The sequence below is a fragment of the Ligilactobacillus salivarius genome, assembly GCF_035231985.1.
Classification (GTDB): Bacteria; Bacillota; Bacilli; order Lactobacillales; family Lactobacillaceae; genus Ligilactobacillus; species Ligilactobacillus salivarius.
On sequence record NZ_CP117983.1, the window covers coordinates 1639084 to 1651997 of the forward strand.

Annotated in this window: 15 protein-coding genes and 1 riboswitch; of the genes, 3 read left to right on the forward strand and 12 right to left on the reverse strand. The window is 32.9% G+C overall.

The features are described from left to right. Positions 1-2: 2 nt before the first annotated feature. From PTA89_RS08025 to PTA89_RS08035, 3 genes are all read right to left on the reverse strand, one after another. Positions 3-647, reverse strand: coding sequence for a YigZ family protein (locus PTA89_RS08025; RefSeq protein ID WP_081538307.1), 645 nt, complete (start codon positions 645-647; stop codon positions 3-5). A 16-nt stretch (positions 648-663) separates the two neighbouring features. Further along, positions 664-1329 (reverse strand): HAD family hydrolase, encoded by a 666-nt coding sequence (locus PTA89_RS08030; protein WP_324177186.1) that lies wholly within the window; start codon positions 1327-1329, stop codon positions 664-666. A gap of 89 nt (positions 1330-1418) precedes the next feature. Then, a complete protein-coding gene (locus tag PTA89_RS08035) occupies positions 1419-2774 on the reverse strand; it encodes an MDR family MFS transporter (protein ID WP_034982328.1) in 1356 nt (451 codons plus the stop codon). A 187-nt stretch (positions 2775-2961) separates the two neighbouring features. Between PTA89_RS08035 and PTA89_RS08040 the strand changes: the two genes are divergently transcribed. The 3 genes from PTA89_RS08040 (at position 2962) to PTA89_RS08050 (ending at position 4318) form a co-directional block, all read left to right on the forward strand. After that, positions 2962-3126: a hypothetical protein gene (locus tag PTA89_RS08040; protein WP_003701093.1), complete on the forward strand. Its 165-nt coding sequence runs from the start codon at positions 2962-2964 to the stop codon at positions 3124-3126. A gap of 78 nt (positions 3127-3204) precedes the next feature. After that, the gene (locus PTA89_RS08045; RefSeq protein WP_324177187.1) at positions 3205-3861 is read left to right on the forward strand and encodes an HD domain-containing protein; all 657 of its coding nucleotides are present in this window, start codon (positions 3205-3207) and stop codon (positions 3859-3861) included. Positions 3862-3928: 67 nt separating this feature from the next. Next, the gene (locus PTA89_RS08050; RefSeq protein WP_324177188.1) at positions 3929-4318 is read left to right on the forward strand and encodes a MerR family transcriptional regulator; all 390 of its coding nucleotides are present in this window, start codon (positions 3929-3931) and stop codon (positions 4316-4318) included. A 45-nt stretch (positions 4319-4363) separates the two neighbouring features. Here PTA89_RS08050 and PTA89_RS08055 read toward each other — a convergent pair whose 3' ends face one another. From PTA89_RS08055 to PTA89_RS08095, 9 genes are all read right to left on the reverse strand, one after another. Further along, entirely contained in the window at positions 4364-5143 is a 780-nt protein-coding gene (locus PTA89_RS08055) for a flavodoxin family protein (protein ID WP_324177189.1), read from the reverse strand. A gap of 61 nt (positions 5144-5204) precedes the next feature. Next, the gene (thiD, locus tag PTA89_RS08060; RefSeq protein ID WP_324177190.1) at positions 5205-5999 is read right to left on the reverse strand and encodes a bifunctional hydroxymethylpyrimidine kinase/phosphomethylpyrimidine kinase; all 795 of its coding nucleotides are present in this window, start codon (positions 5997-5999) and stop codon (positions 5205-5207) included. Between the two features lie 69 nt (positions 6000-6068). Then, positions 6069-6611 carry a folate family ECF transporter S component gene (locus tag PTA89_RS08065; RefSeq protein ID WP_011476449.1) on the reverse strand — a complete coding sequence of 181 codons (543 nt, stop codon included), beginning with the start codon at positions 6609-6611 and terminating at the stop codon, positions 6069-6071. A gap of 61 nt (positions 6612-6672) precedes the next feature. After that, a riboswitch (THF riboswitch) is annotated at positions 6673-6774 on the reverse strand. A 76-nt stretch (positions 6775-6850) separates the two neighbouring features. Next, positions 6851-7651, reverse strand: a complete 801-nt coding sequence (locus PTA89_RS08070; protein WP_003705492.1) for a metal ABC transporter permease — start codon at positions 7649-7651, stop codon at positions 6851-6853. After that, the gene (locus tag PTA89_RS08075; protein WP_003701086.1) at positions 7644-8312 is read right to left on the reverse strand and encodes an ATP-binding cassette domain-containing protein; all 669 of its coding nucleotides are present in this window, start codon (positions 8310-8312) and stop codon (positions 7644-7646) included. The genes PTA89_RS08070 and PTA89_RS08075 overlap by 8 nt, the downstream gene beginning before the upstream one ends. A gap of 2 nt (positions 8313-8314) precedes the next feature. Then, positions 8315-9181 (reverse strand): metal ABC transporter solute-binding protein, encoded by an 867-nt coding sequence (locus tag PTA89_RS08080; protein WP_003704329.1) that lies wholly within the window; start codon positions 9179-9181, stop codon positions 8315-8317. 436 nt (positions 9182-9617) lie between these two features. After that, the gene (locus PTA89_RS08085) at positions 9618-11018 is read right to left on the reverse strand and encodes a transposase (RefSeq protein ID WP_324177191.1); all 1401 of its coding nucleotides are present in this window, start codon (positions 11016-11018) and stop codon (positions 9618-9620) included. A 1-nt stretch (position 11019) separates the two neighbouring features. Then, the gene (gene tnpA, locus PTA89_RS08090) at positions 11020-11445 is read right to left on the reverse strand and encodes an IS200/IS605 family transposase (protein ID WP_324177192.1); all 426 of its coding nucleotides are present in this window, start codon (positions 11443-11445) and stop codon (positions 11020-11022) included. A gap of 178 nt (positions 11446-11623) precedes the next feature. After that, positions 11624-12505, reverse strand: coding sequence for a hypothetical protein (locus PTA89_RS08095; RefSeq protein ID WP_324177193.1), 882 nt, complete (start codon positions 12503-12505; stop codon positions 11624-11626). Between the last annotated feature and the right edge of the window lie 409 nt (positions 12506-12914).

The window sequence follows — 12914 nt, forward strand, 5'->3', positions numbered from 1 at the left end:
TTTTATTTATATAGTTCATATGGCACTTCGACATATTTTTCCTGACCTTCTTCTACTTCAACTTGTCCATTCATCAAATCAACAATTGTAGCAGTAAAAGATTCAACTTCTGGCGTATCAACATAAACTACTGCTGTGACATCAGTCATAAATACCGTATCACTTACATTTACCTGATTATTTTCAAGATAGTTTTGCAGTTTACCCCAGGCAGAATAACTTACCTTCAATGATAATTCTGTTTGAACAACCTTCCTTACTACACCAACCTTTTCGATGGCATTAGAAGTCGCATTACTATAAGCTCTAATTAGGCCACCGGCACCAAGTTTAATGCCACCGAAGTAGCGAGTAACCACTGCTGTTACATTGTGCAATTCAAGATTTTTCAACACTTCTAGAATCGGTACTCCTGCGGTTCCAGAAGGCTCACCATTATCACTTTCACGTTGAATTTCATCATTCAATCCAATCATATAAGCAAAACAATTATGTGTAGCTTTACGATGTTCAGTCTTAATCTTATCTATAAATGCTCCTGCTTCTTCTTCAGTCTCCGTTCGAGCTAAGGAACAGATAAATTCTGACTTCTTTATTTCAATTGTTGCTTCACCGTTTTCTTTAATTGTTAAGTATGGTTTCTTCAAAATAGACTGTCCTTTTCTAATAATTATTTTTTAGATATTCTCGCACAGAAATCAAGTCATCCAAAACAGCCACTGTTGTCTTTCTTTGTTCTTCTGTTGGTTGGATGATGTCAGGGACCATGATTACTGGAATATCAGCGTTATTAGCAGCTTTAATTCCATTAAAAGAGTCTTCTATTACTATCGTTTTTTCTTTAGCAGGTGCGCCACTCTTCTTCCAAGCTTTATTAAATATGTCTGGTGCTGGTTTAGCCTCAGCTACATCATCTGCAGAAATAATCGTTTTAAAAGCTGCTGGATCAACATCTGTATGTTCTAAGAAAAATTCAATTTCACTTTTGTAGTTGCTTGAAGCTAAAGTATAAGGAATATCATTTGCTTGAAGATATTGTGATAGTTCTACGAAACCTGGTTTTAATTTCAATTCTCCTGCTTCAACTAAAGGATGCACATTTTCTTCACTAATACGTAAAAAGTCATCAATAAGTTGAGCATCGCCACCATAATCTTCAATCATTTGTGCTCTCATCGCATCTGTTCCAGCACCAATAAATTGCTTGTAATAAGCCAATGAGTAATCCATGCCAAGCTTATCAGCAGCTATTTGATTAGCTTCATAATAAACCTTTTCTGAATCAAAAATAACGCCGTCCATGTCAAATATTACTAAATCCAAATTCATAGTCCTACCCTTCCATGATTAATATCTAAAAGTTACTATTATCATTCTAACAAATTTCACTAGAAAGGTCGCAGGATATGTTCTATTCGTTATTTTTTACTGTCATCACGCAAGATAATTGCCAAAATTAATCCTACAATTTCCAAGATGCAGAAAAATCCAAAGGCATAGTGATAACCAATTATTTCACTTAATGTATGTCCACCAGCTACTATAATAATCATCGCCAAAGCTACCCCTAGACTACCTAACAACTGACGCACAGTCGTAGTTATCGCAGTTCCATGTGGAATCATATTTTCAGGAAGTGAGTTGGCTCCCATAGTTGTCGCTGGCATCATGACAAAGGCGTTACCTCCTTCAATGATACAGGCAATTAGGATCATTCCCAGTACATTTAGATGGTAGCTGAAGATAAATAGAATTGCCCAACCTACAACTAGCATTACCATACCTATCAACAGTGTAATTTTAAATCCTACTTTGTCAGCTAAACGACCGGAAACTAGATTCAAAATACTCAATAAAGCTGCTGGTGGAACTAATGCTAAACCTGACACTAACGGATTAACATGCAAAATTCGTTGATAATACAATGGATATACGATTGTTACTACAATCAATGAAATGTAAGCAAAACCTGTTAATAGAACGCCAATATCAAAGTTCGCTACTTTCAAAACTCGCAATTGAAGTAAGGGATCCTTAACTCTAAATTGACGTAAAATAAAGGCTATAAACAAGATTACACTAACAATTAAAATCAAATATAATGGCAAAGTTAACTGCTTAGTGCCTAATTCATTTACAAAATACAACAATCCGATAAAGCTAAGTGAATAGATAACGGAGATGAAGTCTAACTGGCTTTCTTTACGTTCCATTACATCGCGCATATTAAAGATCGCACTGACAAAGATTAACGCAATTACTAACAAGAAGAACCAGAACAAGCCTTGCCAACTAATATAATTTAAAATAATACCTGAAATAATTGGCCCACAAGCTAAGGCTGATCCCATAACTAAACCAGCCAATCCCATGACTTCAGCACGTCCTTCTTTAGCGGTAATTGTCATTAAGACTGATTGATAAGATGGAAATAAAATACCTACCGCAACTGCTTCTAGACCTCTTCCTAGTAAAGCGATTGGAAAATTAGGAGCCAAAATAATCATCAATGTTCCTAATTCGAAGATTGCTAGTACCGTTAAGTACATTTTCTTAAAAGATAGATTGTTCAACAACCAAGGACTAACCGGCATCATGATACACATAATCAGCATAAAACCGGTTGTTAGCCATTGAATCGTTGGTGCATCTACATTGAAAAACTTCATTAAAGTAGGATAAGCTGTCGATAACGAGGACTGACTAATCGACATAGTAAAAGTTCCTAACAATAAAGTAAATACAAAAGCTTTTCTTTGGGCTTTAGTCATCATATATTCTCAACTCTCTTCAATAAATTTTACACTATTATCATAATTCTATTTAGAAATTTTGTAAATTAGTAATTTTGTAAATAAAATCTTTTTTATTCTTATTTTTAAATGTAAACGGTTCCCAACAACGATAATTTTATGCTATAATTTATATGAATAGAATAGCTTTTTAAGGATGGTGATAATTATGAACGGTAAGACTTTACGATTATTATTTTCAGTTGGTATTATGGCTTTTGTCCTATTTTCTGGTTATCTGGGCGAGTACGATGCTAAAAAATACATCGATATTATCCTTCTAATCATCGCCTTGCTTATTATTCCTAGACCTAAGCTTTCTTTCAGATTATAATAAACACGTGGAAGTTGGATATAAATTCAACTTCTTTTTTTGACTACAATATTTCCTAGGAAAGAAGTGATTCATTAAATGGATGAATTTAACAAATTATCCCAAATTAAAACATATACTAAATCCAAATTAGGAACTGATAAAACCGGACACGGCTATGATCATATCAAACGTGTTGTAACTATGGCAGAAAAAATTCTAGAAAGTGAACCTGCTGATAAGTTAATTACACTAACTGTTGCCTATCTACATGATACTATTGATGATAAACTTGTCTCTAATCCTAAATCAGCTTTAACTGAACTTCAAAAATTTCTAAAATCTTTAGACTTTACTTTAACGCAAATAGATGAGATTAGCTTTATTATCACACATATGTCTTTTGCACATTCACTACAAGATGATGACTTCCAACTTCCCCTATCCGGACAAATTGTACAAGATGCTGACTGGCTAGATGCGATTGGCGCAATTGGCATCACTCGAGCAATTTATTACGGTGGTCATCATGGCGAAAAAATCTATAATCCGGCATTAGCTCCACGCACCAATATGACTAGAGAAGAATACCGTAACCTTGATGATGAAACTATCATTAACCACTTTTACGAAAAACTCTTGAAGTTGAAAGATATGTTAAATACCCCAACTGCTAAGAAAATTGCTGAACATCGCCAACAAGTTATGCTTGATTTTCTAGATGAGTTCAAAAACGAATGGAATTCTGTAGTCTAACCTCTTGCCTTAGAGTATACTCCAAGGTGTAAACTCTGATTATCAATAATTTTAACGAGGTATTGCTATGAATATTAAAAAAGTTAGTAAACAGTTAGGTATTTCGTCTGATACTATCCGCTACTATGAACGTATTGGACTTGTCCCTGCTATTAGTCGAGACAAAAATGGAGTTCGTAATTTTACAGATATAGACATTCAAAGACTAGATTTTATAAAATGTATGCGTCATGCTGGCTTATCTATCGAAAGTCTACATGAATACATGCATCTTTACTCATTGAATGATGATCGTACCATTCCAGCACGTAAAAGAATCTTAGAAGAAGAGGCTGAAAAATTAGATGAAAGAATTGCTAGTCTTCAAGAAACTAGAGCCTACTTGCAACATAAGATTAATGTCTATGACTCACAACTTACCCAAGCAACAAATGATTTGAAACTATCGGAAGAGTAACAAATACCCCATGAAATCCAGCCGATTCCATGGGGTATTTCTCTATCATTTACGTTTATGTTTTACTACTGTGAAGAAGTGGAGTGTGATTGCTAATAAAATAAAGAATATCAAGACAAAGGAAATATAATTTGTCCAAAAGCTAAGTGCTTGTCCTAATAATTTTAATATTCCTGCTTGAATTACCATTGTTATTAATGCCATCGCTGCTACAATAAAGAACAATTCAATATAACGTTTCAAGGTTTGGTCATCCTTTCTCTGTGTTCGATTAATCTTGTTGCCTAATTTTTCTAGTTCTGCTTGTTTTTTGTCGGTCAATTGTTTTAAACCATAAGTCGCAGTTTGAACCCCTTCACCTAATTTAATTAGACCAGCTGTTGTCATCGCCTTATCCATTGTTCTAAAAGCTGAATCTGTCATTCCAGTTAGCATATTTTCTGCTTTACCTACGTAACAATTCGTCAATGTAACGTAATGCTTGTGTGCGAATTCTGGAATAGAATGTGGATCACCTTTTCGATCAAAACGTAAAACTTCTTGTCTAATGCAGTCTAAAAAGTTCTTCATTACTCCAGATAGTCCACCCCAGTAGGTAGGAGCTGCTAGAACCCACACATCAGCTGCCTTGAGCTTTTCAATTATTAAGTCTAATGTTGGATTATCTTCACCTGGAACACGTGGCTTAATTTGATAGTCATTCAAGTTAAGTAACTCTACTTCATTTGAAGCTTCAACTCCATTAAGAACTGCATCTAGCATCATTCTAGTAACTCCATTACTCTTGTGTGAGCCTAAAATACCTAGTACTTTCAAAAAAATCACGTCCTATTAATGTTACTTTTTTCATTATAACATTAATTAGACGTGATCTTTTCAATTTATATTATACCCAGTGATTGATTGGTCCGAACTTATGACCTACTGCAATTTCATTTTTAATTGCGTCATGAGTATATTTTTTAGCTATTTTTATTGCTTCTTCGATACTTGCTCCTTTGGCAAGTTCTGCAGCTATACATGCTGAGTAAGTATCGCCAGTTCCATTGATATGTTCTGTATCGATATACTCATCTTCTAACCAGAAATTCTTTCCATCTTCGAGCAAGACATAATCTTTAACAGTTTCAGAGCTACCATTATGTTCACCTTTAATAACTACATTTTTGGCACCCATAGCTTGTAACTTCTTAGCTGCTTCAATGATTTCATCCTCATTTTGAAGCTCAGATTCTACTAACTTTTGTGCTTCATAGAAGTTAGGTGTAATCACAGTTGCCAATGGAATCAATTCATCGCGCACTGTCTCATATGCTTCTTGTTCCAGTAACATCGCTCCATGCTTGGTAATGATAACTGGATCAACAATTAGTGGTCCAAAATCATATTTTTGATAACTTTCAATTACAGCATGAATCGTCTTAGTATCTGTCAACATGCCAGTTTTAGTTGCCAAAATTTTAAAATCATCTGCAATTGCCTTAAATTCTGCTTTGATAAAATCAACTGGTAAAGCATGACTAGCATGGATTCCATAAGAATTCCCCGCAACTGCGGCTGTTAGAATTGAAGTGCCATATACTTTACGAGCCAAAAAAGTATTCATATCTGCTTGCATTCCTGCAGATCCATCTGAATCAGAACCAGCAATTGTCATTACTTGCGGATATTCATTTACCATTGGAAAATCCCCTTTCCTCTAAAAGAAAAGCCAACAAGAATTACTTCTCATTGGCATCAACTTCACTTATTAATACGTATTGTTATTACTACGTAAGTTTAACCTTGAAACTGCACGTAAAACTAAGAATCCTACGATTGAATATACAATCCATGTAAGAATATTCTTAGGTACTCGAACAGTTAACAAAGCCATAATAGGTGCTTTGTACATAATATGAATCCAAAGAGTTGTAAAGAAAATATTCGTAACTAGAGTTTGAACAAACTCATAAATGAATAATCTTCTCAATGTTATCTCTTGGTTATACAAAAATGCTCCGGCGATTATTCCAGAAATAATTGCACTAAAAGTAAATCCGATAAAGAAATTACCACCCGTCGAAAAAACACTATTAGTAAGAATATCACTTATTGCCATTGCTACACCTGTCAACCATGGGCCTAAATAGTAACCCATTAACATTGTAGCGATAAAGCCAAATGAAAACTTAACTAGATTGTCAGGTCCAATTGAAAGCTTAGATAAGACAATCTGCATCGCAATTAAAATTGCCGCCATTGCTATCGTCCGGGCGGTTAATTTCGGACTTTTCCATGATAATAGTGTCATAATAGACATCTCCCTAATAATTTTTTAGGGTAGAGACAAGCACCATTGATATTAAATTATTGATGGTGAATGCGGAAACCAAACGCTAAGTCATATCAGACTTAATCTACTAATGTTCACATTCCGTTCCATTAGTCCGTTACGCAAGGATTCCTACCCCTTAGGTCCTAACTATACCACGAAATACATCTAATTCCTAGTATCTATATCCGAACATTACTAAAAACATGAATTTATTTTTATAATCTAGAAGCGGACATTCTTTCCTTAACGATGGCAGCCCCATAAAATAGTGCTTCGATAACTGTAATAAAGAAACTTACTGGCCAGTCTGTAACAAAACTTAGATACAAACCTAACCAGATTCCGACTAATACAAAAATAAATGTTAGACCGATCATTTTCCAAAGTGTATGTGCAAAGTACTTAGCTGCAGAAGCAGGTATTGTTAGTAAAACAAAAATTAATAAAGCTCCTACAATTTGTGCTGTAATACTAATAGTTAATGCTAATAACACTAAAAATATGATTGATACAATTTGATTATATCGTTGATTGTATTCAGCTCCCTGAGAGTCAAAAGAATTATAAACTAATCTTCTAAAAAGAACACTAACAACGATTAATAAAAGTACACTCAATCCTATTAAAGTATACAAATTATTAATATCAATTCCCACAATACTTCCAAATAAGATATTGGTTGCATAACTCGCTTGCTTATCGGACAAAGATAAAAATAAGATACCTAACCCTAAGAATAGGCCGGAGAACACCGAAATAGATGCTTCTCGTCTACCTACCTTTTCTCCAGATAATCCGACAAAAATAGCAGATGTCATCGTAAATATTAGCATCCCTGTCAATGGAGAAATACCTGCAAAAACTCCAAATGCTGCTCCTGAAAATCCGATTTCAGATAATGTATGCGTGAAAAAAGAAGTTTGACGTGCAACTACAAAGACTCCCATCACACAAGAAATTAAGGCAATAAAAATCCCTGCAATAAATGCATAACGCATAAAATCATAATCAAACACGATATCTCGCCTCTCTCTTCATCAATTTACCTGATTTATTTTCTAAATGTAATTCATAATCTGCATAATCTTCTATTAACTCTGCGTCGTGTGTAATAAATAATACTGTAATTCCATGAATTGGCATCAATTTTTTTAAAAGTCGCATCAGTTCATGTTTAGATGATTGATCTAAATTAGCAGTCGCCTCATCTAAGATCAATAATTTGGGATCTGAACATAACGCTTGTGCTAAGTATGTTCTTTGTTTTTCACCACCGGAACACTTACCTAGTGGATTTTTAGCTAGATTTTCTAGTTTTGTTTCTTTTAAAATCTGTTTTAACTTATCATTCATTACTACTGTATTCCATGGTAATAATCGATGCTTAAAACCCAATGATACAAAATCCTTAATTGCTAAAGGATAATCCTCATCAATATTTCTAATTTGTGGCATATAGAAAGCTTCATCACGTTCAATAGTAAATTTAACAAAATGGTTATGCGAATTAGTTTTTAAATCACGTAATAAGTGCTTAACTAATGTTGTTTTTCCAACACCATTTTCTCCAGTTATACATGTTAAAGCCCCTCTAGGAATATCAAAGGCTAAATTTTCAAATAAACGACGATCAGGCAAATCTATATTCAGACCATCAACTGAAACTATATTTTCCATAATTACTTCCCGTCTTCTTGAATTTTTAGAACTTGTTCATATTCTGAACTCATCCACTGTAAGTAATCCTTTCCCTTAGGTGTTGTTTCAGTCACTTTTATAACTGGAACATCATACTTTTGACATAGACTAACAATACTTGAAATTACTTTACTATCAGATTGAGTATTTTCTACAAAAAATGCTATCTTTTTGTGTTTAATATCATTTTGTAATTTCTTAATATCACTATAGGAAGGATCGCTACCATCTTCTGTAGCTTTAGCAAAATGTCTATTAGCAATCTTATATCCCATATCTTTTAAAGCATAATCAAAAACAGGTTCACTTACTGCAACTTCCTTATTATCACTATTTTTCTTAATCTTTGCAATTAAAGTTTGTAATTTAGTTAATTTTTGTTTATATTTTTCTGCATTCTTTTTATAGTAAGTTTCATTTTTAGGATCTAGCTTCGCATATTCCTTAACTAAATAATCTGCAAGCTTACCCATTGTTTTTGAGTTATACCATAAATGCTCGTTATCCCCATCCTTAGCATGCATTACGTCTGTCGCAACATCTATCTTCTTTTTGCCATTACTAAGTTTTGTTATCCATGAATCATATCCTAATCCATTATAAATAACAATATTTGCATTTGAAACTTGCTTAGCTGTTTGTGTAGTTGGCTCATAATCATGTGGATCTACACTAGGGTTATTAATAATTGAAGTTACTTTCCCTTTATTGCCCAAAACTTCTTCTGCAACTTGTCCATAAAAATCTGTCGTTGTTACAACTTTTATTTTATCTGCTCTAACATTACTAGGTAGGAAGAATAAGCATAATGCAATTATTCCTAAACTTAAACTTAGTATTTTTTTCAAAAAAATCACTCTTTCTTATATAGTAATCATTACTTTTTATATCCTAATAAAATAAAATTAACTTGTCAACTGCTTGAAATAGCAGCATTTCGGCTTATTACGATTTAGAAATTCTAATTTACTATTATTTAGGGATTTTTTATTTTCAAATTACGATTTAAAAATTTTAAAAAAATATACAAAAACAGCATTTATAGCTATTTACTAACTGTGAACGGAACTCGGCACTAAAAGTACCGAGCTTCCAGGCGATAACGGCTATATTCAACCACTATTGCTTGGAGACGTTTAGGCAATGCACATCTTACGATGTGGTAGTCATTTAAGACTCTCAAATAGTATATCGCACCCGTTTTGACTCGCTCAGGGTGATACGCATATCCTAAATCTCATAGCCATTTAGGACGACAAGGATTCTGTCTCGCCCATAAGATTATTAATTAATTGTGATTAGACTTTGTGGTCTAATTGCTTTTTTAATTTTGCCTTCTTTTTTTAAATCTAGACTTTCCTTATATTTTATATGTTCTTTAGGGTTTAAAGCCCATGCTAAGATGTTCTTACTTGCATTTAAATCTCTTTTGATTGTTTTTCCTGTATACTTTGATGTCCATTCTCTGTCATCTACACTATGTTTTTCTTGATATTCAGTGCCATATTCCACTTGACTTGTTTTATAACTATCAACTAAAATAACTGTTTTTCCTAGTCTATTAGCCATCTGAATTATTAATTGTTCCATTTCATACGGTTTAATCTTTGCTAATTTACGATTTTTAGCTCTATTTTGAGAATTGCTATTGTCTTCTTGTCTTTTTCGCATTTCTTTTGCGTCTAAATTCTCAATAGCGATTAAATCGTTTTTAGAAAGTAATTCTTTTGCCATATCATTGTATTTATCAGTTAATATATGACTACGTTTACTATTCCAGTAGCGAATCTCTTTATTCAATTTAACTATTCTTTTAGAATTTCTAGGTAACCATGTTATTAAATCTCTTTGAGATTTTAATTTGTTAATCTTATCTTCTAATTCATCAGCTTTATCTGATACATCTTTATCAATGTATAGTTCTTCATCTTCTGAAGTGTGCCAAGCCTTGTTATCCCTCATATTCCAATCAGCACCAATTTTATTAATAACTTCTTTACGTTTATTAACAGTCTTGAATACTACTTGAAGCTCAAACTTTCCATCCTGTTTATGTTTAATTTTAGTTGTAACAATATCCGTATTTCTCATATTCGTTAAATTCTCAACAACTTGTATAATTCCATAGTCTTGAATTTTTATAAAATGTGCTGATATAATTTTGGCTTGTCCATTTGAAGGTAAAGAAACACAACGTTTACTTTGGTTAGGGCGTAAATAGTTTAAAGAACCTTTACAGTACCATGATTTATGTTTCGGATTATTATTGTGTACATTATTTTTGTAGTCTTCTTTATCTTGTTTGGACATCTTAAAAGCTGATATTAAAGTTTTTCTGTATTCACCAAAATTGGTTAATATTGACACTAAATATTCATCTCTTAAAGCTTGTGAGTGAATACCAACTTTTTTACCGTCCCATTTAGATAATCCATAAATATCTTTTAAAATCTTAGGAATTAACACATCTTTAGCTAGAAACACCTTAGCCTTTTTGGTAGTAGGGTATGGTCTATTTAGATGCTTAACACCATAGGTTTTTTCTAAAAATTTAAGAACATAGTTATAAATTTTATTTTCAACTTCAATATTCCTTTCAAATTTAGCTACCAAATCATCTGTGGCAACTAAACGATAACGTCTTACTCTAATATATTCAGTTGTCTTTGGTAGCTTAATCATCATCTTATCTCTTTCCTTTGCTTTTCTTTTGTCTCCTAATGTATTCTCTGATTAATTCTTCTGAACGTTCACTTACTGTACATGCGAAATAACTAGGTTGCCATAAATGACCTCCCCATAATTTTTTCTTTATTTCAGGATGGTGCATAAATAACATTCTAGCTGATACACCTTTATATCCTTTCATCATTGAAGATATAGAGTGTTTGGGGCTTGCATCAACCAACATATGTACATGATCAGGCATAATATTTATTTCCATAATTTCACCAGAAAATTTTTCTGTCATGTTTCTTAGTAATTCTTCTAACTCTACTTTTACATCACCAATTAAGACATCACGTCTATATTTTGTAACTAAAATTAAATGATATTGTAGAGAGTATACACTACTTCTAGCATAATTTAAGTTATTATAATGTTTTTGCATTTGTATTAACCTTAACTCTTTTTATTATGAGATAATTGTATAATTTATTTTTTTTGCATTGTCAATAAATTTAACCTAAAAAAGAGACCTGATGGTCTCAAAAAGATGTGCTCTCCTCTCGGCAATAAATTACCGAGTTTCCTCGCACGCTACGCGACAAATGCTGTTAAATTAATCATTATTTTTGAATTGATCCTGCTAATTCAATTAGAGAATTAATGTTAGAACCCTTTATAGTATATACTGCCTTACCATTGTTCCATTCAATCTTTTGATTTCCAGAACCAGAACCGGCTGTAAAGCTTGCTGCACCTCTAGAATCAGGAGCTGGTAGATAAGCTTTATTCAATAAAGCAACTACCTTGCGACCAGTAGGAACAGGATCTTTCCCAGTTACACTTGAACCATGAATTGTTACTGACCATTTACCAGAATTCCAATGTAGATATCTTTGTCCAGCACCAGAATTCAATGTAGCATTTACATTTCCACTTAATGGAACCTTAGGTAAGCCCATTTCTGCCTCACCTGAAATGTAATTTACAGCTTGTTCAGCTTCTTCTTCAGAACCATAAGTTTTCTTGGAAAATGTTATATATGATACTTTATCTTTTAAACTAGGATCATTGAAATTCTTTCCTTCTGTATCTTTGATGTAGTAAACCGTAAAATTATTACCATCGCCAGTATAGTAGGCATTTACCACACCACTACTAATCCCTGCTTTAGTTGGAACTAAGGCATCTTTTCCTAAAAAGTACTTCAATGCTCCAGCAATCTGTGCCATTCTTTGGGTATTATTATCCCCTGTAACTTTGGCTTGTTGTGGACCAGATTGACTTGAAGAACTAACTTCACTACTAGAACTTTCAGAACTTGATGAGCTTGAAGATGAAGAACTTTCACTACTTTGTTCTGTCTTTTTGGATTCTTTAGACACATTTGACTTTTGTGTCGTTTTCATCTCAGATGAACTTGATTTTTTATTATTTTCATTGCCACAAGCAGCTAAAGTTAATGCTACCAATGTAGCCATGAATATTTTGATACTTTTCTTCATAAAAAAACACTCCCGTTTTCCCTTAAAGGACTTCTCAATATCTATGATACCTTGTTAGAAACTATTTTTAAAGTAAACTATTAACAGAGTTTTTACAATTCTTAATGTTTAAACTGAAAATTAGTGTTAAACTGTACGTATGAAAAAATATAAAATACCTTTGCTTTTCTTGGGAGCGAGTATTTTTATTTCATGGACATGTGCCCAGTTTACAACAATTACCTATACTGGAGTACTTATCAGACCAAGATTTCCAACTACTTTAAGCCATTTTTCGCTTCTACTAGCAGCAATTTCTTGGCTTTACATATTTATTCGTTCGCATAGTAAAAGTAAATAATGAAAAAAGAGGCATACTACATCTAGTATGTCTCTTTTTTGCTTGAAATAATCTTACAATATCTTATTA

Bases quoted from the DNA above. Each gene is read 5' to 3' on its own strand.
- PTA89_RS08030 (WP_324177186.1), bottom strand. From the start codon at position 1,329: ATGAATTTGGATTTAGTAATATTTGACATGGACGGCGTTATTTTTGAT.
- PTA89_RS08035 (WP_034982328.1), bottom strand. From the start codon at position 2,774: ATGATGACTAAAGCCCAAAGAAAAGCTTTTGTATTTACTTTATTGTTA.
- thiD (WP_324177190.1), bottom strand. From the start codon at position 5,999: ATGGTAAATGAATATCCGCAAGTAATGACAATTGCTGGTTCTGATTCA.
- PTA89_RS08075 (WP_003701086.1), bottom strand. From the start codon at position 8,312: ATGGAAAATATAGTTTCAGTTGATGGTCTGAATATAGATTTGCCTGAT.
- PTA89_RS08085 (WP_324177191.1), bottom strand. From the start codon at position 11,018: ATGATGATTAAGCTACCAAAGACAACTGAATATATTAGAGTAAGACGT.
- PTA89_RS08065 (WP_011476449.1), bottom strand. From the start codon at position 6,611: ATGACACTATTATCATGGAAAAGTCCGAAATTAACCGCCCGGACGATA.
- PTA89_RS08050 (WP_324177188.1), top strand. From the start codon at position 3,929: ATGAATATTAAAAAAGTTAGTAAACAGTTAGGTATTTCGTCTGATACT.
- PTA89_RS08040 (WP_003701093.1), top strand. From the start codon at position 2,962: ATGAACGGTAAGACTTTACGATTATTATTTTCAGTTGGTATTATGGCT.
- PTA89_RS08045 (WP_324177187.1), top strand. From the start codon at position 3,205: ATGGATGAATTTAACAAATTATCCCAAATTAAAACATATACTAAATCC.
- PTA89_RS08095 (WP_324177193.1), bottom strand. From the start codon at position 12,505: ATGAAGAAAAGTATCAAAATATTCATGGCTACATTGGTAGCATTAACT.
- tnpA (WP_324177192.1), bottom strand. From the start codon at position 11,445: ATGCAAAAACATTATAATAACTTAAATTATGCTAGAAGTAGTGTATAC.